Source organism: Kosakonia sp. YIM B13571 (genome assembly GCF_042788095.1).
Lineage (GTDB): Bacteria > Pseudomonadota > Gammaproteobacteria > Enterobacterales > Enterobacteriaceae > Kosakonia > Kosakonia quasisacchari.
Genome location: NZ_JBHZPL010000009.1, coordinates 17,987 through 44,020, shown reverse-complemented (window position 1 = coordinate 44,020; position 26,034 = coordinate 17,987). Strand labels below are relative to the sequence as shown.

Below are 26,034 nucleotides of genomic sequence, written 5' to 3'. Positions count from 1 at the left end.
ACGAATATAATCCGCTTTAATACGGTAGCAGAATGAATAAATGAAATATTAACATAGCATTCTGCCAGCTTTTTCTGGCAATCAGCAATGTGCGGAAGGTGTGTAGTGCCGACATGGTTACCCTTAGCGATCGACTCATTCTGGCCAATGCTTTCCGCCGGGTTGAAATTTACCATTCCCTTAACGTTAAGCGCATTTATTCTTGGTTTGGCGCTCGGCTTTATTGTGGCGTTATTGCGTTTATATGGTCCTGAATTTTTAAAACCAATAGTCAGATTTTACGTCTGGTTAATTCGCGGCACGCCACTATTAGTACAGCTTTTTTTAATTTTTTACGCGTTACCCAGCGCAGGAATAACTATCGATGCGTTTCCAGCAGCGGTGATTGGTTTTACGGTAAATATTGGTGCTTATACCTCGGAAGTGATCCGCGCCACGCTGCTCGCCGTGCCTAAAAACCAGTGGGAAGCCGCGCATGCCATCAGCATGACCTGGGCGCAGTCGCTACGGCGCATTATTCTGCCACAGGCCGCGCGCATCGCCGTGCCACCGTTATCGAATACCTTTATCTCGCTGGTAAAAGACACCTCGCTGGCCTCGGTAATCACCGTACCGGAGATGTTTCTCGCCGCGCAGCAAATTGCCGCCGTGACTTACGAACCGTTAATTTTATATAGCGAGGCCGCGGTGATTTATCTCTTATTCAGTTCTGTCTTATCGCATTTACAAGAGAAGCTGGAACGGAAATTAGCCGGCACCACTGTTAAGGAGCGAGAAAATGATAACGCTCTGCAACATTGAAAAAAGTTTTGATAATCATCGGGTGCTGCAAAATATTCATTTAACGGTGGCAGAAGGCACTGTCACCGCTTTAATTGGCCCCTCCGGCAGCGGGAAAAGTACGTTATTGCGCTGTATTAATTTGCTGGAAATTCCCCAGTCCGGGGAATTAACCATCGGCAAAGAAGAAGTGGTATTTACGCGAGGCGCGCGCATTAAAGGCCAGGATATTCGCCGGATGAGCCGCCAGACCGGAATGGTTTTTCAAAACTTTGCGCTATTTCCGCATATGACCGCCCTCGACAACATTACCGAGGGGCTTATTACGGTGCATAAATGGGACCGCGAGCGGGCCCACAAACGCGGCGAGGCGCTGCTGGAGAAAGTCGGCATGCTGCATAAACGTAACGCGCTGCCGAATACGCTTTCCGGCGGTCAGCAACAACGCGTGGCGATTGCCCGCGCGCTGGCACCTTCGCCTGCGGTGTTGCTATGCGATGAGCCGACCTCGGCGCTCGACCCGGAACTTTCCGGCGAGGTGGTCGCCGTTCTGCGCCAACTGGCGAACGAGGGCACCACGATGATTATGGCCACCCACGATCTGCGCTTAGCGGCCCATATCGCAAGCCAGGTGGTATTTCTCGAAGCCGGAGAGATTGTCGAAACGGGCAGCGCCAGAACCCTTTTTTCACAGGCGAAGAAACCGCGAACCACGGAATTCATCGCCTCTTTAAGCACAGCGTTTTCGGATATCGAAGCGCATCAATAACAATATTTACGGGGTAACGCAGATGAAGGCATTCGCAACACTGGTGGTCGCAGGGGTTTTGCAACTGGGCTTTGCTCACGCGGCACAGGCGCAGGATGAGCTGGCAAAAATTCAATCCGCCGGGGTGTTAAAAATTGGCACCGAAGGGACTTATCCGCCGTTCACTTTTCATAACGCCGCCGGCAAGCTGGAAGGGTTTGATGTCGAAATTGGTCAGGAGATCGCTAAGCGCCTGAAAGTAAATGCCCAGTTTGTTGAAGGCAAATGGGATGGTCTGATCGCCGGTATCGACGCCAACCGCTACGATGCGGTGATAAACCAGGTGGGTATTACACCGGAACGCCAGAAAAAATATGACTTCTCCGAGCCGTATATCGCCTCTAAAGCGGTGCTGATCGTTAACAGCAAAAACACGGCAATCACCCGTTTCGAGGATTTAAAAGGCAAAAAATCCGCCCATACGCTGACCAGCAACTATGCGCAGATCGCCCGCAAATATGGCGCGGAGATCGTTGCCACCGACGGCTTCAACCAGTCTGTCGATTTGGTGGTGCAGGGCCGCGCCGATGCGACCATCAACGACAACCTGTCATTCCTCGACTTCAAAAAACATAAACCAGACGCGCCGGTGAAAATTGTCGCCACGCAGACTGACGCAGAGAAATCCGGCGTGTTGTTCCGTAAAGGCAACCCGCAACTGAAAGCCGCCATTGATAAAGCCCTGGAAGAGATCAAAGCCGACGGCACTTATCAACGCATCTCGCAGAAATACTTCGGCGCGGATGTGTCGAAGTAATACGGAGTCGCTGAATGGTAAAACCCCGCAACGCGGGGTTTTTTATGCCGCTGGCGCCGGGCCACACTGACATTCGTTTCGTTTGGACTGGTGTTCGACACCACGCAAAGCGGGTACGCAGCGTATTGGATGCTTGCCACAGGCGGTGCGGCGGCCACCATTTCGGCGATATTGCTGCGCCAGCACCGCGAGTACAGCACATAAAAAAACCCCGACAAGCGGGGTTTTTAAATTTGCGTAGTAACGCGAATCAGAACGGAATGTCGTCGTCAAAATCCATCGGCGGTTCGTTAGACGGTGCCGGTGCAGACTGTTGCTGCGGGCGAGACTGCGCGCCGCCACTGAACTGATTGCCACCCTGCTGCGGCTGCTGAGGCTGACCCCAACCGCCCTGCTGCTGACCGCCGCCTGCCGGTGCGCCGCCACCCTGACGTCCACCCAGCATCTGCATGGTGCCGCCAACGTTAACCACCACTTCAGTGGTGTATTTTTCCTGACCGGACTGGTCAGTCCATTTGCGGGTACGCAGTTGACCTTCGATATAAACCTGAGAGCCTTTACGCAGGTACTCACCGGCCACTTCCGCCAGTTTGCCAAACAGCACAACGCGGTGCCATTCGGTCTGCTCTTTGGTTTCGCCGGTCTGCTTGTCACGCCAGGATTCGGAAGTAGCCAGCGTAATGTTGGCAACTGCGCCACCACTCGGCATATAGCGTACTTCCGGGTCCTGGCCCAGATTACCGACGAGAATCACCTTGTTTACGCCTCTGCTGGCCATATTGTGTCTCCTGAAAACGTTGCTTGATTCTTAGTAGTGTAAACGCGCGATTGTAGCATTACAAAGCCACACTTAGATAGCTGCGAGGAGGATTCCAGATAATCGCCGCGCGCCAAGTTTGACATACCCGAAGCGAAGATGCATGCGAACACTGTATATTCATTCAGGTTAAATTGTGTCATAATTAGCCGTTTCTGACCGCTGGTTGTCCTTCAAACACACCAGGCAAAAAAGTGTTCCTCCGGGTAAAAGGTGAATGGATTGGATAAGATAGAAGTACGGGGCGCCCGCACCCATAATCTCAAAAACATCAACCTCGTCATCCCTCGCGACAAACTGATTGTCGTTACCGGGCTGTCGGGTTCTGGTAAGTCCTCACTGGCTTTCGACACACTCTATGCCGAAGGGCAGCGTCGTTACGTTGAATCGCTCTCCGCGTATGCGCGTCAGTTTCTGTCGCTGATGGAAAAACCGGACGTTGACCACATTGAAGGTTTATCGCCCGCCATTTCTATTGAACAAAAATCGACATCCCACAACCCGCGTTCCACCGTCGGCACAATTACGGAAATTCACGATTATCTGCGTCTGCTGTTCGCCCGCGTCGGCGAGCCGCGCTGCCCGGATCACGACGTTCCGCTGGCGGCGCAAACCGTGAGCCAGATGGTGGATAACGTGTTGTCGCAGCCGGAAGGCAAGCGCCTGATGCTGCTGGCGCCGGTTATCAAAGAGCGTAAAGGCGAGCACACCAAAACGCTGGAAAACCTGGCAAGCCAGGGTTATATCCGTGCGCGTATCGACGGCGAAGTGTGCGATCTCTCCGATCCGCCAAGCCTCGAGCTGCAAAAGAAACACACCATTGAAGTGGTGATTGACCGTTTTAAAGTACGCGAAGACCTCGCCCAGCGCCTGGCGGAATCATTTGAAACCGCACTGGAGCTTTCCGGCGGCACGGCCGTGGTTGCCGATATGGACGAGCCGACCGCCGAAGAATTGCTGTTCTCCGCCAACTTTGCCTGTCCGATTTGCGGCTACAGCATGCGCGAGCTGGAACCGCGTCTGTTCTCGTTCAACAACCCGGCGGGCGCATGTCCAACGTGCGATGGTCTGGGCGTGCAGCAATATTTCGATCCGGATCGCGTGATCCAGAACCCGGAGCTGTCGCTGGCCGGCGGCGCCATCCGCGGCTGGGATCGCCGCAACTTCTACTATTTCCAGATGCTGAAATCGCTGGCGGAACACTACAAATTCGACGTGGAAGCGCCATGGGAAAGCCTGAACGCTAACGTGCAGAAAGTGGTGCTGTTTGGTTCCGGTAAAGAGTCGATTGAGTTCAAATACATGAACGATCGTGGCGATACTTCCGTACGTCGCCATCCGTTTGAAGGCGTGCTGCATAACATGGAGCGCCGTTACAAAGAGACGGAATCCAGCGCGGTACGTGAAGAACTGGCGAAGTTTATCAGCAATCGCCCGTGCGCTTCTTGTGAAGGGACGCGTCTGCGTCGCGAAGCGCGCCACGTCTTTGTCGAAAACACGCCATTGCCGACCATTTCCGATATGAGCATCGGCCATGCGATGGACTTCTTCAACAATCTGAAACTTTCCGGCCAGCGGGCAAAAATCGCCGAAAAAGTGCTGAAAGAGATTGGCGATCGCCTGAAGTTCCTGGTAAACGTCGGCCTGAACTACCTGACGCTTTCACGCTCGGCGGAAACGCTCTCCGGCGGCGAAGCGCAGCGCATTCGTCTGGCAAGCCAGATTGGCGCGGGTCTGGTAGGCGTCATGTACGTGCTGGATGAGCCGTCAATCGGCCTGCATCAGCGCGATAACGAACGTCTGCTCGGCACGCTTATCCATCTGCGTAACCTCGGTAACACGGTGATTGTCGTCGAACACGACGAAGACGCTATTCGCGCCGCCGACCATGTCATCGACATCGGCCCTGGTGCGGGTGTACACGGCGGTCAGGTGGTGGCGGAAGGGACGCTGGATGCCATCATGGCGGTGCCGGAATCCCTAACCGGGCAGTACATGAGCGGTAAACGTAAAATTGAGCTGCCGAAACAACGCGTGAAAGCCGATCCGGAAAAAGTGCTGAAATTGACTGGCGCGCGCGGTAACAACCTGAAAGACGTGACGCTGACACTACCGGTGGGCCTGTTCACCTGTATCACCGGCGTTTCCGGTTCCGGTAAATCGACCTTGATCAACGATACGCTGTTCCCTATCGCCCAGCGTCAGTTGAACGGTGCGACCATCGCCGAACCTGCGCCATATCGCGATGTGCAGGGGCTGGAGCATTTCGACAAAGTGATTGATATCGATCAGAGCCCAATTGGGCGCACGCCGCGTTCCAACCCAGCAACCTATACCGGCGTCTTTACGCCGGTGCGCGAGCTGTTTGCCGGTGTGCCGGAATCCCGCTCGCGCGGTTACACGCCGGGGCGCTTCAGCTTTAACGTGCGCGGCGGTCGCTGCGAAGCCTGTCAGGGTGATGGCGTGATCAAGGTTGAGATGCACTTTCTACCGGATATTTACGTGCCGTGTGACCAGTGCAAAGGCAAGCGCTACAACCGCGAAACGCTGGAAATCAAATACAAAGGCAAGACCATCCATGAAGTGCTGGATATGACTATCGAAGAAGCACGCGAGTTCTTCGATGCCGTTCCGGCGCTAGCGCGTAAGCTGCAAACGCTGATGGATGTTGGCCTGACCTATATCCGTCTTGGTCAGTCTGCCACCACCCTTTCCGGCGGCGAAGCCCAGCGCGTGAAGCTGGCGCGCGAACTGTCGAAACGCGGCACCGGCCAGACGCTCTATATCCTCGACGAACCGACCACCGGCCTGCACTTTGCTGATATCCAGCAGTTGCTGGACGTGCTGCATCAGTTGCGGGATCAGGGCAACACTATTGTGGTGATTGAGCACAACCTGGACGTGATTAAAACGGCGGACTGGATTGTCGACCTCGGCCCGGAAGGCGGCAGCGGCGGGGGCGAGATCCTGGTCTCTGGCACGCCGGAAACGGTCGCCGAATGCGAAGCCTCTCACACGGCGCGCTTCCTCAAACCGATGCTGAAATAATCACACGGAGAGCTGGTGCCGGACCTGTTCCGGCACCAGCTCAATCGCCTGCTGATACGACGCATCCACCAGGTAGTAAATCTGCGAATCCGGTAACGAGCCATCAAGGTAAACGGTGCTCCAGTGCGCTTTATTCAAATGGCGGCTGGGGCGCACATCTTTATGCTGCTGGCGCAGCAAATCCGCGAGTTCGGGACTCGCTTTCAGCGACGCTGCCGGTCGCCCTTCCACCTCTTTCACCATCGCGAACAGCACATCCGCAACTTTGATTTGCGTTGCTTTCCAGTCGCTGTGCACGCTCTGTTCAGCGCCAGGCTTCGCCATGCAATATTGCAGTAACTCGGAAATTGTCACTTTTTCTTCTCCTTGTCATGTCGTGGTGGAATGTCACGGTCGGCACAAATACGTCATTTAAGCGTAGTGTATCGACAAAAAAATCGTGGGCCGTTACAAAACCTGACGATCAACACAACCTAAACAGAATAAAAAACGCCGGAACCTTTTGTGTTTTAGAGTGACAAATAGTTACAAATAGAAAGAAGTAGTTATTTTTCCCATTTTTTCAATGAGATAAAAGACGCACATTGATGTGCAGTTGATTGCGGATAAAAGAGAAAACTCCCGGAGATGCCTGATGAGCATATTACATGGCGAGAAGAAAACCGTGCTTGTCGCTGAAGATGATAGTGATGTTGCCGGTGTTATTATTGCTTACCTTGAACACGACAAGTTCACAGTGATTCATGCCCCTGATGGCGAAAAAGCGCTCAGGATGGCGGAACAATATCAACCTGATTTTATTATTCTGGATATCAAAATGCCGAAAAAGGATGGCTGGCAAGTCCTGATGGAACTACGCCAGACCACCGATATCCCCATTATGATGCTGACCGCGATGGACACCGACGCGGATAAAGTCCTGGCGTTAAAAACGGGTGCTGATGATTTTCTAATGAAACCGTTCAACCCGGAGGAATTAGTTGCCAGGGTGCATGTTATTTTAAAAAGAAGCCCGCAATATCACGCCCGTGAAAATCTGAAACTTTATAAAACCAGAAATATTGAAATTAATAAAATAACGCATCAGGTTTACGTTGGTCCGAAGAAAATGGATTTATCTACCGATTTAACCTCAACAGAGTTTAAAATATTGGTGCATTTAATTCGCTACCCGCAGCGCATCTTTACACGCGAAGAGATTATGAATTCTTGCTTGCCAGAGGGTAATGCCTGCGATCGCACCGTGGATAGCCATGTCAGCAAATTAAGAAAGAAGATCCAGCAGGCGGGCATTGTTAATGTACCTGAGTGTGTACGCGGCTTTGGCTATCGGCTGGGAGATTAATGTTGCAAAACAAGCTCCCGGCGGGGGATCACCACCGCCAGGAGCATTCATTAAAAAAGCGTCCTGCCCAATGAAAGGATTTCACACCACTGTTTTTTGTAGTGCCAGTAATCTTTATAGACACCCAGAGAAAATTTAAATGTTTTCTCTTTTGCGGTGCAGAGATCTTTGGCTTTGCAGACATTTACCCACAATAAAATACTACCCAAATTAAACTCAGGGTAGTCTTGCGAATATCCGCCATTGATATCATCAAAATAAAAATAGCCATCACACTCGGCCATAAAAATAATATCAAACGCGCAGGGGCGACCATGAATAAACAACACAGCGCCGAAGAGTAAATGTCGCAATGCGGCAAATGTTCTGATTAAGTCATCACGCGCAAAACAGTAAATTTTACCCTGCCAGCGCAGCTTGAACACGTCGATATAAATGTCGGCCAGTTCACTCTCTGAAAAATCATCAACCCACCGAACTTCACCGCCACAGGCAAGAAACTTTTTCATTTCGCCGTTGCGTTTTTTCTGCGACGCTTTCGAGAGGCTCTCTTTGACATAGCAGATCTTGTTCTTTAAGTAGCGGCTGAATAAAACATTCATAAAATCAGCATGATGATGCGGAGACAACCGCTTGGTAACAGCCGGTAAATAGCTCACTTTTTTCGTTTGCAGCGGCAGCATGATGTCATCAAAAACAAAGGGATAACGTCGGTCCTGTAGCGATAATGAACCCTTCACCGCGTAACACGCGCCAACGTATACCTGCTTGCGACGAATAGCGTAAAAAGCCAGCTTCGCCCCCGTTTCAGCACTTAAAAATTGCAACACATCCGGATGTGTACAGACAGAACCGCCAAATTGTTGCCAGACCATTTTGTAGGTGGCGAAATCGCACGGTTCCCAACCGTACAGCCACGCGAAGACATTCCGTAAAACCATAACTACCCCGTGTTATTAGACGCACCCACACGTCTTTATGCAGGCTTATAACCGGGGTATATGGAGGTTTGATGGAGCGGCTACTCTCCCTGCAGCGTGGCGATGATTTTGCGCGAGCCGCCGTGAATGCGGTGTTCGCCAAGCCATATTCCCTGCCATGTACCAAGCACCACGCGCCCGTTTTGCACGGGTAACAGCAGAGAAACGCCTAACAGGGAGGATTTAATGTGCGACGGCATATCATCCGGTCCTTCGTAATCGTGCTCATACGGCGCGTTGTCCGGCACGGCTTTTAGAAAATGCTGCTCCATATCGTGGCGCACGGTGGGATCGCAATTTTCGTTCAGGGTGAGCGAAGCTGAGGTATGTTGCAGCAACAAGTGCAGCAAGCCAACGTTAATGCGGGAGATATCGCGAAGTTGCCCAAGTACCTCGTCCGTCACCAGATGAAACCCGCGCGACTTCGCGCCAAGCGTAAGAGTTTGTTGATACCACATGCCTATCTCCTGTCAGCAAAATGAACTCTTGTCAGTGTGGCAGCATGTTGCCAAAACAGGAAAGCCGGGGCTAATACTCGGAATTCACAATCACTTCCTCACCCAGCGCACCCGCTTGCGGTAAAGGGCGATAAGTTGAATTTGAGGCACGTAGCACGCGGATTGGCCGGGCTTCGCTTTCACGCGCTGCGGTAATATCGCTATCTGAATCGCCATAGAAAATGCGGATTTTATTTGCTTTCAGCCACTGGGTTTTGCTGTTCTGGCCGGGCTTATCACCGGCGAAAATCACCGGGTTCATATTGGCCGCAGGAATAAGAAAATCGTCCTGGAGCGTTTTACTCACCGTTTCTGTTTTTGTCGGGCTACGTCCAGTGATGAAAAAGATGTTGTCACCGCGCTTTACATGCATCGCAATTAGATGGCGGGCCACTTCTTTCGGAATGCTGAATTCGTCCCAGCCGTTGTTCATCTTTTCCCAAAACGCCGGGTTTTGGAGATAGGCTTCGCTGTCCGGCGACCAGGTTTTTTTACCGCGCCAGAAACCAGGGCTGGAAAATAGCACCGTGTCGTCAATATCAAACCCGACCGACATTGGCGGACGTTCAATCAGAGAATTTTCGATTTGCGCCACAGAAACCCAGTGAACAGGTGCCTGTTCGGCGAGTTTGGCAACATTGGTGCCTTCAGATACCGGTGTGGGTGCCGAAGCGTAAACCGTGCTGCTGAACGTTATCCACAGGCAGACCGCGCCGAGCGCGCGGATGAACTTTCGCATATTTATCCCTAAATTATCAGTTCGTTATATTTTATAAATGGTGCGAATGGTCAAAATGTTACCAGACCATACCCTGTGAAGCCGATGAAAAAAAGGATTTTTTGCAGATTATTCAGAGAATAAGCGAATGTTGAGGCATAAATAATCCCCTGCCAGAACGCAGGGGATGAAGAAAAGTAAGTGGGCGCTTACATTACGGCGGCGAATGCTTGCGCCACACGCTGCACGTTGCGACTGTTAAGACCAGCAACGCACATCCGACCGCTGGCGATGAGGTAAACGCCAAACTCTTCACGCAGACGATCGACCTGTGCTGCGCTCAGGCCGGTATAACTGAACATACCGCGCTGTTTAAGCAGGTAATCGAAATTCCCGCCTGGTACTGCCTCTTTCAGCACGGTGACCAGTTCCTGGCGCATCGCCAGAATGCGCGTACGCATGGCTTCCACTTCTGCCAGCCAGGAGGCTTTCAGGCCTGCGTCGCCGAGCACTGTCGCGACCAGTTGTGCGCCAAAATTTGGCGGGCTGGAGTAGTTACGGCGCACGGTGGCTTTGAGCTGCCCCAGTACGCGGCTAGCGGCGTCTGCGTCGTCACACACCACGGAAAGCCCGCCAACGCGCTCGCCATACAGCGAGAAAATTTTCGAAAATGAGTTGCTGACCAGCGCAGGCAGCCCGGCGCGGGCAACAGCGCGGATGGCATAAGCATCATCTTCCATTCCGGCACCAAAGCCCTGATAGGCGATGTCGAGGAACGGGATCAGATTGCGCGCTTTCAACACCTCAACCACCTGGTCCCATTGCGCGTGCGTCAGATCCGCACCCGTTGGGTTATGGCAGCAGGGATGCAGCAGCACAATGCTCTGTGCGGCCAGGGTGTTCAGTTTTTCCAGAAATGCATCAAAACGCACGCCATTCGTGGCGCTGTCGTACCAGGGGTAAGTACTCACTACAAACCCGGCACCTTCAAATATCGCAACATGGTTTTCCCAGGTTGGATCACTGACCCACACGCCGGAATCTGGAAAGTAACGTTTCAGAAAATCTGCGCCGACTTTCAGCGCACCGGAGCCGCCTAATGTCTGGATGGTAGCAACACGTTTTTGCGCCAGTACCGGATGTTCTGCACCGAACAGCAGCGGAGCGATCGCGTCGCGATAGCTGTTTAGCCCTTCCATCGGCAGATAGACCGATGCACCGTGAGGCTGCGCATTTAGGCGCGCTTCGGCTTCAGCAACCGCCTGCAGACGCGGGATAATGCCGTCTTCGTTGTAATACAGCCCGATGCTGAGATTGACCTTGTCGCTGCGAGGATCCTCTTTAAAGCGCTCCATTAACGACAGAATCGGGTCGCCGGCGTAGGCGTCAACTTTCTGAAACACGCGTGTACTCTCCAGGTTTACAGTAGGCAAGAACCACCACAATAAACCGGAAGCAGAGGAAGATCGAGAGCAGTAACAGCGGTGTTAAAAAATAAGCGCTTTAGCCGTGCAGCGCGGCAAGAATTTGCGCCACGCGCTCGCTTACCGAACCGCGTACACGCAGAAAGGGAATGCCGCGTTGCATCAGCTGTTCGTTGTACCAGGCCTGCTGGCGCTGGCGGAAGGTTTCATCCTGGCGGGTGCCATCCTGCACAAATGGAAAATCGTCCTCGCACAGCACCACAAGGTGATAGTGCCGCTGTGCCAGCGCATAGAGCGCATCCGGCGCGTGGCCAAACATCGACAGCGTATAAAACAGCGTTGTTAGCGGCGAGGTGTCGCACACCAGCCACTGCCGGGCGTCGGCGGCATCTTCGCGCTGCACCTGCGTTTGTGCAATCGGCAGCATATCGTCATAAACCAGTTCACCGCCCTTTTCGTCCCAGCGCTCGCGGCCATATTCCGCGACATACGCCGTCTCCAGCGCCTGTGCCAGTGCGATGCTCAGCGTGCTTTTGCCAGTCGATTCACCGCCCAGCAGGCAAATACGCTGTACGAAATCCCGGTAAACAACAGGCGCTAACATCTGCCGCCAGCGGTGAACATCGCTGCGAATCAGCGTACCAGAAGGCGCTTGATCTCCTTGCTCACGCTGCAAACGCACATGTGTAACGGGGCTGGAAAAGCGCTCAGTGAGCACACGGGCAAAGCCGTCGCCGTAATCCTCAGCGGTAAACACCGCCTGCGGCTGGCAGTGCAGAATCTGCAAACAAATATCGGCCATATAGTGACGATGCAGATCGCCGTCGGCGTCGTTATGCGGCGGCGCGCGCAACCCGGCGTCAGCAAGGCGCTGCGGTGTTAACACCAGAATGTCGCATTGTGGGAAACGCGCACGCAGCCAGCGCTCGCGCTTTTCAGGCTCGCAGCCGGGTAATTCCGGCTGGGAATAACTGACGATCCAGAGACGCTCACACTGATCCAGCGCGGCGTTGATCAAGCGTTCGTGGCCGCAGTGCAGCGGCGCAAATTTTCCGACAATCAGCCCGCTGGCAAAGCGATTCATCGCGCGGCCATCGCTTTGCGCCACTGATACAGACCGTGCCAGGCATTACACCAGAAGACAAGATACAACCCTGCGGTGAGCCAGAGATCGCGCGCGGCGTACAGCGGCACAGCAATGGTGTTGACCAGCAACCAGAAATACCAGCTCTCGAGCCTGCGCCCCATCAGCATAAATTGCGCGAGCACGCTGAAAACCATAATGGCGGAGTCCAGCCACGGCGACCACGCATTGGTAAACCGATGCAACAGCCAGGCGTAACACCCGGCGACAACCAGCGCGCCCGCTAACATCAGCAACAAATGGTTAAGCGGTGTTTTGCGCACCGCCAACTCGCTACCGTGGTTGCCTTTCAGCCAGTTGATCCACCCGGCAACACTGCTGGCAATAAAGAACAGTTGCAAAGTGACATCAGCGTAGAGCTGTACGGAGTAGAACACCCAGCCATACAGCACACAGCCGATAATCCCCGTCCACCAGGTGTGCATGTTATTGCGCGCGGCAAGCCATACCGAGAGGGCATAGGCCAGGCAGGCGGCGATTTCCATTGGCGACAAGGCGCAATCCTTTTAGTCGATGTATTTTAATGTCGCCCGCGAAGTCAGGCGCGTGATAAGTTCGTAAGCACTCACTTTTGTTGCTTCAGCAATGCGTTCAACGGGCAAACCTTCACCCCACAGCACCACTTCATCACCAGCTTTGTCTTGCGCATCCGGACCGAGATCAACGCAAATCATATCCATCGCCACACGCCCGACAATCGGCACTTCACGACCGTTGATCAGCACTGGCGTACCCGAAGGCGCAGCGCGCGGATAGCCATCGCCGTAACCCATGGCCACTACGCCTAAACGTGTGTCACGCGTACTTTCCCATGTGCCGCCATAGCCCACCGCATCGCCCGCATTATGTTCGCGTACCGCAATCAGTTGCGAAGTCAGGGTCATTACGGGCTGAAAACCGAAATCCTTGCCCCAGGGCTTACTCTCGAGCGGCGAAACACCGTACAAAATAATGCCAGGGCGAACCCAGTCGAAGTGCGATTGCGGCCACAGCAACGTACCGCCGGAAGCGGCTATGGAACGCAGGCCGGGTTTGCCGTTGGTAAACGAGGTGAAAATATCGAGCTGGCGCTCTGTTGCGCCGCATTCCGGCTCGTCAGCGCGGGCAAAATGGCTGGCAACGTTGACCGGCTGGCGCACATTTTTGCACTGTGACAAACGCGCATAAAACGCCTCGGCTTCGTGCGGATGTACGCCAAGTCGGTGCATACCGGTATCGAGCTTCATCCACACAGTTACCGGCACTGTCAGCGTCGCCCTTTCCAGCGCTTCCAGCTGTTCAACACTGTGAATAACGGTATGAAGCTGGTGTTCAGCGACCAACGGTAAGTCGCTGGCGGCGAAGAAACCTTCCAGCAGCAAAATCGGTTGCGTGATGCCGCCCGCGCGCAATTGCAGGGCTTCTTCAAGACGGGAGACGCCGAAAGCATCGGCATCGGGGAGCGTTCGCGCGGTCTCGAGAAGACCGTGTCCATAGGCGTTCGCTTTCACGACCGCAACCACGCGGCTGGCGGGAGCCAGTTCACGCAGGCGTTGCAGATTGTGTCGCAGAGCGCGGCGGTTAACTACTACGGTTGCCGCTTGCATTTACATTACCCTATCAAGCAATCGTCAACGTCACTCGCCTGCAGGAACACGACAAGCCCGTGAATTCCGGCGGTTTTGTAAACCAGGCAACCGGGATGAACGAGCGCAGTCAACGCCCCAGCAATGCGAAGGATGAAGAGGATTTATTCGTCGTCGTATTGTGGCCCAGCATAATTATCAAAGCGCGACCACTGCCCGTTAAATGTCAGACGCACGGTACCGATCGGCCCGTTACGCTGCTTACCAATAATGATTTCTGCAATGCCTTTTAAGTCACTGTTTTCGTGATAAACCTCGTCACGATAAATAAACATGATCAAGTCGGCGTCCTGCTCGATGGAGCCGGATTCACGCAAGTCGGAGTTTACCGGGCGTTTGTCGGCGCGCTGTTCCAGTGAGCGGTTAAGCTGCGACAGCGCCACCACCGGCACTTGTAACTCTTTCGCCAGCGCTTTTAGCGAGCGGGAGATTTCAGCGATTTCCAGCGTACGGTTATCCGACAACGACGGCACACGCATCAGTTGCAGGTAGTCGATCATGATAAGCCCAATGCCACCATGCTCGCGGGCGATACGCCGCGCACGGGAGCGGACTTCCGTCGGCGTCAGGCCGGAAGAGTCATCAATATAGATATTGCGTTTTTCCAGCAGGATGCCCATGGTGCCGGAGATGCGCGCCCAATCTTCGTCGTCCAGTTGGCCGGTACGAATACGCGTCTGATCGACACGCGAAAGGGAGGCCAGTGAACGCATCATGATCTGTTCGGAGGGCATCTCAAGACTGAAGATTAATACCGGTTTATCCTGCAACATTGCCGCGTTTTCGACGAGGTTCATCGCAAATGTCGTTTTACCCATCGACGGACGCGCCGCAACAATGATCAAATCCGACGGCTGTAAACCTGCCGTCTTCTTATTGAGATCGTCATAGCCCGTGTTAACACCGGTTACACCGTCGTGTGGCTGCTGGAAAAGCTGCTCAATGCGCGAAACGGTCGCTTCAAGCACATCGGCGATGTTTTTCGGACCTTCGTCTTTATTCGCACGGCTTTCGGCAATTTTGAAAACGCGGGATTCGGCAAGGTCGAGCAGATCTTCACTGCTACGCCCCTGCGGATCGAAACCGGCGTTGGCGATTTCATTCGCCACCGAAATCATTTCGCGCACTACCGCACGTTCGCGCACGATATCGGCATAAGCACTGATGTTCGCCGCACTTGGCGTATTTTTGGAAAGCTCCGCCAGGTAAGCGAAGCCGCCAACGATGTCCAGTTGCCCCTGTAGCTCCAGCGATTCCGCGAGCGTTATCAGATCGATGGGTTTGCCCATCTCCTGCAAGCGGTGCATCTCGGTAAAAATATGGCGGTGCGGGCGCGTATAAAAATCATCCGCCACGACGCGTTCGGCGACATCATCCCAACGCTCGTTATCCAGCATTAAACCGCCCAACACCGACTGCTCCGCTTCAATAGAATGCGGAGGCACTTTCATCCCCTCGAGCTGCACATCGCGGGGTTCAGTCTGTTTGTTGAAGGGTTTATTTCCTGCCATAGTGAATGGAGCTATCCGGGTTATGAATGGGTTGAGAGATTATCACATCAGGAGGAAGCATGGCGACGAGAATAGAATTTCAAAAGCATGGTGGGCCTGAGGTGCTTAAAGCGGTTGAGTTCACCCCCGCAGCGCCAGCGGAAAACGAAGTGCAGGTAGAAAATAAAGCCATTGGTATCAACTATATCGATACCTATATCCGTAGCGGGTTATATCCACCGCCAGCGTTACCCAGTGGGCTGGGCACCGAAGCGGCTGGCGTGGTAAGCAAAGTGGGCAGCGGCGTTACGCAGGTAAAAGTGGGCGATCGCGTGGTGTATGCACAATCGGGGCTGGGTGCGTACAGCTCGGTGCATAACGTTTTAGCGGATAAAGTCGCAGTGCTGCCGAACGCTATCTCCTTTGAACAAGCCGCGGCGTCATTCCTGAAAGGGTTGACGGTGTTTTATCTGCTGCGCAAAACGTATGAAATCAAGCCCGATGAAATGTTCCTGTTCCACGCTGCCGCCGGTGGCGTCGGGCTGATTGCCTGCCAGTGGGCAAAAGCGCTCGGTGCGAAGCTGATTGGTACCGTGGGTTCCGCGCAAAAAGCGCAGCGCGCATTACAGGCCGGCGCCTGGCAGGTGATCAACTACAGCGAAGAGAATGTGGTGGAACGTGTCAAAGAGTTAACCGGCGGCAAAAAGGTCGCGGTGGTATACGACTCAGTGGGGAAAGACACCTGGGAAACCTCGCTTGATTGCCTGCGCCGTCGCGGGCTGATGGTAAGCTTTGGCAACTCTTCCGGCCCGGTGACAGGCGTTAATCTGGGTATTCTTAACCAGAAAGGCTCGCTCTACGCCACGCGCCCTTCCCTCAATGGCTATGTCACCAACCGGGAAGAGCTGCAGGAAGCCAGTAATGAGCTGTTTTCGCTGATTGCCAGCGGGGTTATCAAAGTGGATGTGGCCGACAGCCAGAAGTTCGCGCTGAAAGATGCGCAACAGGCGCATGAAGCGCTGGAAAGCCGGGCGACGCAGGGCTCAAGCCTGTTGATCCCTTAAGCTAAATACCTGAAAGAATTAGGGCTTCCCGTGGGAAGCCCTTTCTTTTTTTGTTCGGCTGCATTGTAGGGTACAGCACGATGAATTCGTTAACGTCGCGATAGTGACAGATTTAATAAGTAAATCCTATTCGGTTCTAAGCAATGTTCCGGGAAAAGTCTTCGGTATGTGACGAACCACGCAATACTTTAGTAACGCCAACGGTTATTGCGTTGATAACGTGGGACCTTCGGTGCTTTCACGGCACGGATAACCCAGACAACGGCGACAGCCAGCAGCAGCCATGGCAATAGCTTGATCATCAACGCGAAAAGGCCGCCGAGAAACATAACAGCCGTTGCCACCAGCAGCGCAGCGATAATGCCCAGCAGCGAAACGCCGGTCACCAGCAACATGATAAAAAAGCCCACGATAAACAGTAATTCCAGCATGATGGATCTCCCAAAGAGGTAACTCTCGTTGCTATTACAAGAACCATGCCTACAAGAACCATGCCAGGAAAAATTGACTTATTTATCAATAAAAAAGCTCCGTGACAGAGGGCGGAGCTTAGTGAATTTGACTACCTTTTGGTGAAATTTTAACGCTTTGACGCCACCAGGTTGAGCGCGTGTTCCACTACCGCGATATCCGCACCGGCTTTATGCGCATTTTCACTCAGATAACGACGCCACTGGCGCGCGCCGGGAATGCCCTGAAACAGCCCCAGCATATGGCGAGTAATATGCCCGAGATACGCGCCCTGACTCAGCTCGCGCTCGATGTAGGGATACATGGCGCGCACCACGGCGACCGGATCGGCATCTGCTACGTCTGCACCAAAGATCTCGCGGTCGACAGACGCCAAAATACCAGGGTTCTGATACGCTTCGCGACCGACCATCACGCCATCCATATGTTGCAGATGCGCTTTGGCTTCTTCCAGCGATTTGATACCGCCGTTAATCGCCATTGTCAGATGCGGAAAATCACGCTTCAACTGATAAACGCGCGGGTAGTCCAGCGGCGGGATTTCCCGGTTCTCTTTCGGGCTTAACCCCGAAAGCCACGCTTTGCGCGCATGGATGATAAAGCTTTCGCACTCGCCTTTTCCGGCCACGGTGCCAATAAAGTCGCAGAGAAATTCGTAGCTGTCCTGATCGTCAATGCCAATACGCGTTTTGACAGTGACTGGAATCGACACCACATCACGCATCGCTTTGATGCAGTCTGCCACCAGTTGCGCTTCGCCCATCAGGCACGCGCCGAAACGACCATTCTGCACACGATCGGACGGGCACCCGACATTGAGGTTAATTTCATCATAACCACGCGCTTCAGCCAGCTTCGCACAATGGGCAAGCTGCGCTGGATCGCTACCGCCGAGCTGCAACGCTACCGGATGTTCCTCGTCGCTGTACGCCAGGTAATCGCCCTTACCATGAATGATGGCACCGGTGGTGACCATTTCGGTGTAGAGCAACGTCTGGCGCGACAGCAGGCGCAAGAAGTAGCGGCAATGTCTGTCCGTCCAGTCGAGCATCGGCGCAATGGAGAAACGATGGGCAGGAAAAGTAGCGGACTGATTGTGTGGCAGCATGGCGAATATTTAAGCATCGAATGAAAAAGGGGCGCTACTATAGCACAGGGAAAACCGGAGGCGCAGCGCCTCCGGCTAAACCTTAGAAGGTGACGCTCAACTGCGCGCCAGCACCCCAGGTTTCATCTTCACCGACCAGCCCCATCAAATCGACATGGACGCGGTTAAACGGTGCAAAACCGACACCGCCCGTGAAGACGTTTTTATCATCGCCTTTCACATCCGCGCGGTAACCGGCACGTACCGCCAGCCAGCTAAGCGGGCGAACTTCCGCACCAACGCCCACATATTGGGAGTTTTTCTCGCTCTTAAAGCCTTTGGTTTCAGTTAAATCCCCGTCGGCGCTTAATGTCACCAGATCGTTGTGCCAGGCCGCACCAGCGGTCACCACCGGGCTAATCTGGTAGGTGTCTTTGTAATTGGTGACGTCACCGGTTCTACCATTGCGAATACGAATATCCTGAGTATCGATATCACGGGAGATAAGGTTGGTGCCGGTTAAGCCAACAGTGATGTTTTCACCAAAGTCCGCCGCAGCACCAACATCGATGTTAAAGCCAGTGTCATCAGTACGATAACGGCTGTCTCTCAAGTCACTGCTTTTGTAGTCATAAATAGAGGCAGTGTAGTTGTAGACCCACGTTTTTTGCAGTTTCGGCGTCACACCAAGGGATAGAGGCACGCCAGCGACTTCAAACTGGCGCGCCATAGCGATACCAAAGTCGGAGACGATTGCCGCACGGCCCGCTGCGGTGGAGTTGAGGTTTTTGGTGATCTCTTCGCTACCGTTTGGCGAGAGCACCGCTCCCAGCGCTTCACCGGCAGCCACCGTGGTACTGTTCTGGATGCTGCGCAGGTAATCGATATCTTGCTGATCAATATTCGAGCTTACGCGGGCGTGCGCATACGCTTTGGTGACAAAAGCCAGCGAGAGCACATCGTTCGGAATACTGACCGCAAGGCCAGCGGCAGCTTTAGCCTGCGCGGTTTTGCCTTTCAGAAACACCAGTTCGTCAGCCAGGTCTTTTGCCGCACTCTGGAACTGATTTACTGTGCCAATCGGGTTGGCAATGATCTGCGCGGCGGTCAGGTTATCGACCACGTTCTTGTAACCATCAATTTTGTCATTGATGTTATCAATTTCATCGCGAAGGTTATCTTTGTCGGTAATTTGCGCCTGAATGCTCGGCAGGATAACTGTGACGTTATCTTCCGGCTTGGCTTTCGCCAGCAGCGCCGGGTTTATGAGTGCTCCACTACCATAATTTGCCGATGCAACACCCGTTCCTCCCATTGCATCGTTACGTGCTTCTGCCCAGGTATTGGCTGCCCCGGCTTGATTTGCCGCAAAGAAGGAGACAGCGATAGCGACCGCTGAAAGTTTACATTTTTTATTCACAATATGTGTCTCGTAGCCAGATGAGTTTTTTAAGCCTGTTTATTTTAAAACAAACAGGAATTCACTATTGCTGCGAACAACGACCAAAAAAGAAGCTAAATCAGGTGAACGTACAGGATATATACGAACACTATAGTTATTGAGGAAACTCTCAATATTTATAGAAGAGGATATTCATTTCGGGAAGGAAAGTGTGGAAAGGAGTTTACGGGCGGCGATCTCGGCGTTTCCGGCAGGACATGGTAAAGTGTGGGTTTCTATTCTCATCGACCAGAGAGCGCCAATGGATAAGACCACTTCGCAAGAGATGTTAGTGCAGGCTGAAAAGCTGTGCGCGCAGCGCAATGTGCGCCTGACTCCCCAGCGCCTTGAAGTGTTGCGATTACTAAGCCTGCAACAAAGCGCGATAAGTGCTTATGATCTGCTCGATCTGCTGCGTGAAAGCGAGCCGCAAGCAAAACCGCCGACGGTTTATCGCGCGCTTGATTTCCTGCTGGAGCAAGGCTTTGTCCACAAGGTTGAGTCCACTAACAGCTATGTGCTGTGCCACCTTTTTGACCAGCCGACGCACACTTCTGCGATGTTTATTTGTGATCGCTGTGGTTCAGTGAAAGAAGAACAGGCCGAAGGGGTAGAAGATATTATGCATGCGCTGGCGGCGAAAATGGGTTTTGCCCTGCGGCATAATGTGATTGAAGCACATGGCTTATGTGCGGCCTGCGTGGAAGTGGAAGCCTGCCGACATCACGATCACTGCCAGCATGACCATAGCGTCCAGGTAAAGAAAAAACCGCGCTAACTTATCACCTCTTTTATTGGCTATTCATTACACACAACATTTCGCGAAAAATTTCGCATTCTAAAGGCGGCAAGCGAGCAAATGTCGGGGGAACCTGCGTCGGTCAACCGTTGATAAAACGCGATAGAGAGATGTGGCCTAGAGCGTAAAGTGTGGAAGCTTGTATGCCGAGTGGAGGCCGTTCGTGCTGATGAATGTGAAATTTGAAGGGGGGTGGTACATCCTTGTACCTTCGGGCAGGGTAGCCTTCAGAGAGTTAACATATATGAGGGGATGTGCTGGCTACCAACGGTAATCATTACGCGTTTCCCAGTCCGTCACTTCTTTTTCCGCCTGATCTTTCGCGTAACCGTAACGTTCCTGGATTTTACCCACCAACTGATCACGTTTACCTTCAATGATCGTCATATCGTCATCGGTGAGTTTGCCCCATTTCTCTTTCACAGTGCCTTTAAACTGCTTCCAGTTACCGCCGACTTCGTCTTTATTCATCATGGACTCCTTATCGTTCGGTTAAAAATAGACGTTCTCGCCGTGCTGAACGTATTGATTATTGTAGTCAGGGATTCGGCATTATGGATTTTATTCGGAATCTTTAACCATCTAATAAGATAAAAGCAGCGTAAACGAGACAAGAAAAGCAGAGCGCTAAAGCAGGGATAAAGTGCTATCAGGAAGGATCACTCGCAGCAAACCAACTGTTGTCACGCCAGTGGCGACGCCATACTAGCGTCAGCGTCAGCCCACGCAGAGCAAGAAACACAGCAAGCGACAACCACAAACCGTGATTACCCAAAACAGGCACGGTGAGTAGCGTAACGGCAAACCCCGCCGCCGCCACTGCCATACTGTTACGCATTTCGGCCGCGCGCGTCGCACCGACAAACATACCGTCCAGCAGATAACACCACACCCCCACTAGCGGTAACATAACCTGCCAAATTAGATAATGCCCGGCAAGCTGTTGCAGGGCGGGTAGCGACGTTAACAACGCGATAATTTGCTGACCCGCCAGCGCATACACAACGGCAAAGAACAGCGCCACCAGACCGGCCTGCCGGCAAGCAGCCCGCCAGATATGCATCAATTGACGGCCGTCTCTGGCGCCGTAAGCCTGCCCGGAGTGGGCTTCAACCGCATACGCGAAACCATCCAGCGCATAAGCGGTAAAGGTTAAAAACATCATCAGCACCGCGTTTGCTGCCACCGTCTCATCACCGAGGCGGGCACCAAACACCGTTATCGAACCAAAGCAGAGTTGCAGCAGCAACGAACGCAACATGATATCGCGGTTCAGCGCCAGCAAACGCCGTACGCCGCCGCGCCATGCATTTTTCAACGTCAGCAATGGAATACCGCGCATCACCAGTACGTGTCGCACCATCCACAAGCCAATGACGAAAGTGACGTATTCCGCTATCACCGTGGCAAGCGCTGCACCTTGCACATTCATATGCAGCCCCATGACCAACCACAGATCGAGCACGATGTTGAGCAGGTTCCCCACCACCAGCAAGATCACCGGTGCGCGCGCATACTGCACGCCGAGCAACCAACCGAGCAATACCAGGTTGCCCAGCGAAGCGGGTGCGCTCAACCAGCGAATATCCAGGAACCGCTGCGCCTGTTCCAGCACCGCCTCGCTACCGCCGGTGATATGCAGCGCCACGCCGATAATCGGCGTGCGCAACACAGCAATCAGTACACCAGCGCCCAGCGCCAGCAGCAAAGGCTGGACTAACGCACGCGCCAGCGCGGGCGCATTCTTCGCGCCGAACGCCTGAGCTGTTAGCCCGGTGGTGCTCATGCGCAAAAAGAGCAGCAACATAAAGAGGAAACTGGTTGCCGTTGCGCCAATCGCCACACCGCCCAGGTAAACCGGGCTGTCCAGATGCCCCACTACCGCCGTATCCACTAGCCCCAGCAACGGGACAGTGATATTCGAGAAGATCATCGGCAGTGCAAGCCGCCAGAGCGCTTTGTCGGATGTGGTTAGCAGTGGCATGGTATGAATGTGAATGTTATTGAGGGAAAAGAGGAGATCGCTGCGGAACCTGAATCAGCTCCGCAGCAGAGCGAATGTGCGTTACAACCACGCGCCATTACGAATGACACCGACCGCAAGCCCTTCGATGGTAAAGTTTTGATCGCGCAGATCGACGACGATCGGGGAAAACTCACTGTTTTCCGGCAGCAGTTCAACGGTGTTGCCCTGCTTTTTCAAACGTTTGACCGTGACTTCGTCTTCAATACGCGCAACAACGACCTGGCCGTTACGCACATCTTGCGTTTTGTGCACCGCCAGCAGATCGCCGTCCATAATGCCAATGTCACGCATCGACATGCCGCTCACGCGCAGCAGGAAATCCGCATGGGGTTTAAAGAGGCTCGGATCGACCTGGTAATGGCCTTCGATATGCTGCTGCGCCAGCAGAGGCTCACCCGCCGCGACGCGACCAATCAGCGGTAAGCCGATATCGTCCTCTTCTTCTTCAAGCAGCAGGCGAAGACCACGCGATGCGCCAGATACGATTTCGATAACCCCTTTGCGCGCCAGCGCTTTGAGGTGTTCTTCCGCCGCATTTGGGGAACGGAACCCCAATTGCTGTGCGATTTCCGCACGCGTTGGTGGCATACCGGTTTGAGTGATGCGATCGCGAATAAGATCGAACACCTCTTGCTGCCTGGCCGTTAATGCTTTCATCCCGCCCCCTGGGTGTATATACAGTTATGCTGTGAGTATATACAGCTAAAGGCGATTTTGGAACCAAATTTAAGCAAAAAACCAGAACGTTATTGAATTCTGGAAGCGTTATCGAAAATGCGACCAGAGTAATGCGATCCAGGTAAACATCGCCAACAGGATAGACATCAGCACCGCCGCTGAGCCCATATCCTTTGCTCGCCCGGAAAGTTCATGGAATTCAGAGCCAATACGATCGACCACGGCCTCGATGGCGCTGTTCAGAATTTCGACAATCATCACCAGCGTCACAGAACCAATCAGCAGTACGCGCGTCATTGTGTCAATATCGAGCCAGCAAGCGATTATAATTGCCAGGGTAACCGCAACGGCTTCCTGACGAAATGCCGCTTCATTGATCCAGGCGGCGCGAACGCCTTTCCAGGAATATCCAGCGGCTTTAATGATCCGGGTGAAACCGGTGGTATTATTAGCCATTTAAAAGAACCTTTTTATTAAATTGGCGTCAATGTCTCAGCAAGCGCGCAGCGGTACAACAGAAATTATGTGTGCTTTCTGATATTCTTGCGGCGCAATGGCACTATTAACCAGAGGCTTTACATCCTTTATGTCCGGCTGGCCACGAATTTACTACAAGTTACTGAATTTACCATTAAGCGTACTGGTAAAAAGTAAATCGATCCCCGCAGAACCTGCACAGGAGCTGGGTCTCGATACGTCACGTCCCATCATGTACGTGCTGCCTTATAACTCAAAGGCAGATTTACTGACTCTACGCGCGCAGTGTCTGGCACATGAGCTGCCCGATCCCATGGAACCGCTGGAAATCGACGGCGCTTTGCTGCCGCGTTTCGTGTTTATCCACGGCGGCCCGCGCGTGTTCACTTATTACGCGCCAAAAGAAGAGTCGATCAAGCTGTTCCACGACTACCTGGATTTACACCGCAGCCATCCTGATTTGGATGTGCAAATGGTGCCGGTATCGGTGATGTTTGGTCGTTCACCGGGGCGTGAAAAAGGCGAAATTAACCCGCCGCTGCGTATGCTGAACGGCATCCAGAAATTCTTTGCTGTTTCCTGGCTTGGCCGCGACAGCTTTGTGCGTTTTTCACCGCCGGTTTCGCTGCGTCGTATGGCGACCGAACACGGTACCGATAAAATTATCGCGCAGAAATTGGCGCGCGTGGCGCGTATGCACTTTGCCCGCCAGCGTCTGGCCGCAGTAGGTCCACGCCTGCCGGCCCGTCAGGATTTGTTTAACAAATTGCTCTCGTCCAAGGCGATTGCCCGCGCCGTTGAAGATGAAGCGCGCAGCAAAAAAATCTCCCATGATAAGGCGCAGCAAAACGCCATCGCGCTGATGGAAGAGATCGCCGCGAACTTCTCCTACGAGATGATCCGCCTGACTGACCGTATTCTGGGTTTTACCTGGAACCGTCTCTATCAGGGCATTAATGTGCATAACGCTGAGCGCGTACGCCAGCTTGCACATGACGGTCACGAAATTGTCTATGTGCCCTGCCATCGCAGCCATATGGACTACCTGCTGCTCTCCTATGTGCTCTATCACCAGGGGCTGGTGCCGCCGCATATCGCCGCCGGTATCAACTTGAATTTCTGGCCTGCCGGGCCGATTTTCCGCCGCCTGGGTGCTTTCTTTATTCGCCGGACATTTAAAGGCAACAAGCTTTATTCCACCGTGTTCCGCGAATACTTGGGCGAGTTGTTCAGCCGTGGTTATTCGGTGGAGTACTTCGTTGAGGGTGGACGTTCGCGCACCGGGCGTTTGCTGGATCCGAAAACCGGTACGTTGTCGATGACCATCCAGGCGATGCTGCGCGGCGGCACGCGTCCAATCACGCTGGTGCCGATTTACATCGGTTATGAACACGTGATGGAAGTAGGTACTTACGCCAAAGAGCTGCGTGGCGCGACGAAAGAGAAAGAGAGCCTGTTGCAGATGGTACGGGGCTTAAGCAAGCTGCGTAACCTCGGTCAGGGCTATGTGAACTTCGGCGAACCGATCCCGCTGATGAACTACCTAAATCATCATGTTCCGGAGTGGCGCGAAGCCATTGATCCCATTGAATCCATCCGTCCGGCGTGGTTAACACCAACGGTGAACACCATTGCCGCTGACCTGATGGTGCGTATCAACAACGCCGGTGCGGCTAACGCCATGAACCTGTGTTGTACCGCGCTGTTGGCTTCCCGCCAGCGTTCACTGACGCGCGAGCAACTGACCGAGCAGTTAAGCTGTTATCTCGAGCTGATGCGCAACGTGCCTTATTCCCCGGATTCGACCACGCCTTCGGCCAGCGCCAGCGAGCTTATCGACCACGCGCTGCAGATGAACAAGTTCGAAGTCGAGAAAGACACCATCGGCGATATCATCATTCTGCCGCGTGAGCAGGCGGTGTTGATGACGTACTACCGCAACAATATTGCACATATGCTGATGCTGCCGTCGCTGCTGGCAGCGATTGTCACCCAGCACCGTGCCATTTCACGTAGCGAGATCCTGCGCCACGTCGAGTTACTCTACCCAATGCTGAAAGCCGAGTTGTTCCTGCGTTGGGAAAAAGCGGAGCTGGCGCCAGTGCTGGAGAACCTGACGCAAGAGCTGTTGCGCCAGGGCTTGTTGACGGTGAAAGACGATCGTCTGAGCATCAATCCGACGCACTCCCGCACGTTGCAACTGCTGGCGGCAGGCGCGCGCGAAACCTTACAGCGTTACGCCATTACCTTCTGGCTGCTGAGCGCCAACCCGGCGATGAACCGCAGCACGCTGGAAAAAGAGAGCCGCACGCTGGCGCAACGCCTGTCGGTGCTGCATGGCATCAACGCGCCGGAGTTCTTCGATAAGGCGGTGTTCAGTACGCTGGTGCTGACGCTGCGCGATGAAGGCTATATCAGTGATACTGGTGATGCGGATCCGGCACGTACCTTAAACGTGTACCAGATGCTGGCGGACTTGATAACGTCGGATGTACGTCTGACGATTGAGAGCGCGACGCAAGCAGAAGTGTGATGGTAACTTTTCCCCTCTCTTCACG

25 protein-coding genes are annotated in these 26,034 nt (G+C 53.6%); 8 read left to right on the top strand and 17 right to left on the bottom strand.

Features of this window, described 5'->3' with window-relative positions:
• Positions 1-105 precede the first annotated feature (105 nt).
• Genes ACFX4O_RS18460 through ACFX4O_RS18450 form a run of 3 tightly spaced genes read left to right on the top strand, consistent with a single transcriptional unit; the run spans position 106 to position 2,345 of the window.
• Positions 106-801, top strand: coding sequence for an amino acid ABC transporter permease (locus ACFX4O_RS18460; RefSeq protein ID WP_380210122.1), 696 nt, complete (start codon positions 106-108; stop codon positions 799-801).
• Positions 779-1,549: an amino acid ABC transporter ATP-binding protein gene (locus tag ACFX4O_RS18455; RefSeq protein WP_380210120.1), complete on the top strand. Its 771-nt coding sequence runs from the start codon at positions 779-781 to the stop codon at positions 1,547-1,549. Before ACFX4O_RS18460 ends, ACFX4O_RS18455 begins: the two co-directional genes overlap by 23 nt.
• 22 nt (positions 1,550-1,571) lie before the next feature.
• Entirely contained in the window at positions 1,572-2,345 is a 774-nt protein-coding gene (locus ACFX4O_RS18450) for an amino acid ABC transporter substrate-binding protein (protein ID WP_131407039.1), read from the top strand.
• Positions 2,346-2,595: 250 nt separating this feature from the next.
• Here ACFX4O_RS18450 and ssb1 read toward each other — a convergent pair whose 3' ends face one another.
• Positions 2,596-3,123 carry a single-stranded DNA-binding protein SSB1 gene (gene ssb1 / locus ACFX4O_RS18445; protein WP_131407037.1) on the bottom strand — a complete coding sequence of 176 codons (528 nt, stop codon included), beginning with the start codon at positions 3,121-3,123 and terminating at the stop codon, positions 2,596-2,598.
• Positions 3,124-3,384: 261 nt separating this feature from the next.
• Here ssb1 and uvrA point away from each other — a divergent pair, with 261 nt between their 5' ends.
• The gene (gene uvrA, locus ACFX4O_RS18440; RefSeq protein WP_131407035.1) at positions 3,385-6,210 is read left to right on the top strand and encodes an excinuclease ABC subunit UvrA; all 2,826 of its coding nucleotides are present in this window, start codon (positions 3,385-3,387) and stop codon (positions 6,208-6,210) included.
• Here the strand turns inward: uvrA and ACFX4O_RS18435 are convergent, their stop codons facing one another.
• Positions 6,211-6,564 carry an MmcQ/YjbR family DNA-binding protein gene (locus ACFX4O_RS18435; protein ID WP_131407033.1) on the bottom strand — a complete coding sequence of 118 codons (354 nt, stop codon included), beginning with the start codon at positions 6,562-6,564 and terminating at the stop codon, positions 6,211-6,213.
• Positions 6,565-6,844: 280 nt separating this feature from the next.
• Here ACFX4O_RS18435 and ACFX4O_RS18430 point away from each other — a divergent pair, with 280 nt between their 5' ends.
• The gene (locus ACFX4O_RS18430) at positions 6,845-7,555 is read left to right on the top strand and encodes a response regulator (RefSeq protein WP_380210116.1); all 711 of its coding nucleotides are present in this window, start codon (positions 6,845-6,847) and stop codon (positions 7,553-7,555) included.
• Between the two features lie 50 nt (positions 7,556-7,605).
• On the opposite strand, the gene ACFX4O_RS18425 is transcribed toward ACFX4O_RS18430, so the two are convergent.
• From ACFX4O_RS18425 to dnaB, 8 genes are all read right to left on the bottom strand, one after another.
• Positions 7,606-8,430, bottom strand: a complete 825-nt coding sequence (locus ACFX4O_RS18425) for a transcriptional regulator (RefSeq protein WP_380210246.1) — start codon at positions 8,428-8,430, stop codon at positions 7,606-7,608.
• A gap of 146 nt (positions 8,431-8,576) precedes the next feature.
• On the bottom strand, positions 8,577-8,993 hold the full coding sequence (locus tag ACFX4O_RS18420) for a secondary thiamine-phosphate synthase enzyme YjbQ (protein ID WP_131407027.1): 417 nt from the start codon (positions 8,991-8,993) through the stop codon (positions 8,577-8,579).
• A gap of 70 nt (positions 8,994-9,063) precedes the next feature.
• On the bottom strand, positions 9,064-9,771 hold the full coding sequence (gene aphA, locus ACFX4O_RS18415) for an acid phosphatase AphA (RefSeq protein WP_380210114.1): 708 nt from the start codon (positions 9,769-9,771) through the stop codon (positions 9,064-9,066).
• Between the two features lie 188 nt (positions 9,772-9,959).
• Positions 9,960-11,153 carry an aromatic amino acid transaminase gene (tyrB, locus tag ACFX4O_RS18410; RefSeq protein WP_131407023.1) on the bottom strand — a complete coding sequence of 398 codons (1,194 nt, stop codon included), beginning with the start codon at positions 11,151-11,153 and terminating at the stop codon, positions 9,960-9,962.
• 100 nt (positions 11,154-11,253) lie between these two features.
• On the bottom strand, positions 11,254-12,258 hold the full coding sequence (locus ACFX4O_RS18405; protein ID WP_380210244.1) for an AAA family ATPase: 1,005 nt from the start codon (positions 12,256-12,258) through the stop codon (positions 11,254-11,256).
• Positions 12,255-12,812 carry a nicotinamide riboside transporter PnuC gene (pnuC, locus tag ACFX4O_RS18400; protein ID WP_380210112.1) on the bottom strand — a complete coding sequence of 186 codons (558 nt, stop codon included), beginning with the start codon at positions 12,810-12,812 and terminating at the stop codon, positions 12,255-12,257. Before pnuC ends, ACFX4O_RS18405 begins: the two co-directional genes overlap by 4 nt.
• Positions 12,813-12,824: 12 nt before the next feature.
• Positions 12,825-13,904: an alanine racemase gene (alr, locus tag ACFX4O_RS18395; RefSeq protein ID WP_380210110.1), complete on the bottom strand. Its 1,080-nt coding sequence runs from the start codon at positions 13,902-13,904 to the stop codon at positions 12,825-12,827.
• A gap of 143 nt (positions 13,905-14,047) precedes the next feature.
• Entirely contained in the window at positions 14,048-15,454 is a 1,407-nt protein-coding gene (dnaB, locus tag ACFX4O_RS18390) for a replicative DNA helicase (protein WP_131407019.1), read from the bottom strand.
• Between the two features lie 59 nt (positions 15,455-15,513).
• Here dnaB and ACFX4O_RS18385 point away from each other — a divergent pair, with 59 nt between their 5' ends.
• Positions 15,514-16,497, top strand: a complete 984-nt coding sequence (locus ACFX4O_RS18385; protein ID WP_380210108.1) for a quinone oxidoreductase — start codon at positions 15,514-15,516, stop codon at positions 16,495-16,497.
• Between the two features lie 188 nt (positions 16,498-16,685).
• On the opposite strand, the gene pspG is transcribed toward ACFX4O_RS18385, so the two are convergent.
• From pspG to traF, 3 genes are all read right to left on the bottom strand, one after another.
• On the bottom strand, positions 16,686-16,928 hold the full coding sequence (gene pspG / locus ACFX4O_RS18380; protein ID WP_131407015.1) for an envelope stress response protein PspG: 243 nt from the start codon (positions 16,926-16,928) through the stop codon (positions 16,686-16,688).
• A 149-nt stretch (positions 16,929-17,077) separates the two neighbouring features.
• Entirely contained in the window at positions 17,078-18,076 is a 999-nt protein-coding gene (gene dusA / locus ACFX4O_RS18375; protein ID WP_380210105.1) for a tRNA dihydrouridine(20/20a) synthase DusA, read from the bottom strand.
• A gap of 82 nt (positions 18,077-18,158) precedes the next feature.
• Positions 18,159-19,475 carry a conjugal transfer protein TraF gene (traF, locus tag ACFX4O_RS18370; RefSeq protein ID WP_380210103.1) on the bottom strand — a complete coding sequence of 439 codons (1,317 nt, stop codon included), beginning with the start codon at positions 19,473-19,475 and terminating at the stop codon, positions 18,159-18,161.
• 283 nt (positions 19,476-19,758) lie between these two features.
• Between traF and zur the strand changes: the two genes are divergently transcribed.
• Complete coding sequence (gene zur / locus ACFX4O_RS18365; protein ID WP_380210242.1) at positions 19,759-20,274, top strand: zinc uptake transcriptional repressor Zur; 516 nt, start codon at positions 19,759-19,761, stop codon at positions 20,272-20,274.
• Between the two features lie 282 nt (positions 20,275-20,556).
• Here the strand turns inward: zur and ACFX4O_RS18360 are convergent, their stop codons facing one another.
• The 4 genes from ACFX4O_RS18360 to ACFX4O_RS18345 all read right to left on the bottom strand — a co-directional run bounded on the left by ACFX4O_RS18360 (position 20,557) and on the right by ACFX4O_RS18345 (position 23,455).
• Entirely contained in the window at positions 20,557-20,766 is a 210-nt protein-coding gene (locus ACFX4O_RS18360; RefSeq protein WP_007372427.1) for a CsbD family protein, read from the bottom strand.
• Positions 20,767-20,944: 178 nt separating this feature from the next.
• Positions 20,945-22,279 carry an MATE family efflux transporter DinF gene (gene dinF / locus ACFX4O_RS18355; RefSeq protein ID WP_380210101.1) on the bottom strand — a complete coding sequence of 445 codons (1,335 nt, stop codon included), beginning with the start codon at positions 22,277-22,279 and terminating at the stop codon, positions 20,945-20,947.
• A gap of 81 nt (positions 22,280-22,360) precedes the next feature.
• Positions 22,361-22,978 carry a transcriptional repressor LexA gene (lexA, locus tag ACFX4O_RS18350; protein ID WP_017459437.1) on the bottom strand — a complete coding sequence of 206 codons (618 nt, stop codon included), beginning with the start codon at positions 22,976-22,978 and terminating at the stop codon, positions 22,361-22,363.
• A gap of 108 nt (positions 22,979-23,086) precedes the next feature.
• On the bottom strand, positions 23,087-23,455 hold the full coding sequence (locus ACFX4O_RS18345; protein WP_131407007.1) for a diacylglycerol kinase: 369 nt from the start codon (positions 23,453-23,455) through the stop codon (positions 23,087-23,089).
• Between the two features lie 130 nt (positions 23,456-23,585).
• Here ACFX4O_RS18345 and plsB point away from each other — a divergent pair, with 130 nt between their 5' ends.
• Complete coding sequence (gene plsB, locus ACFX4O_RS18340; protein ID WP_380210098.1) at positions 23,586-26,009, top strand: glycerol-3-phosphate 1-O-acyltransferase PlsB; 2,424 nt, start codon at positions 23,586-23,588, stop codon at positions 26,007-26,009.
• Positions 26,010-26,034 lie beyond the last annotated feature (25 nt).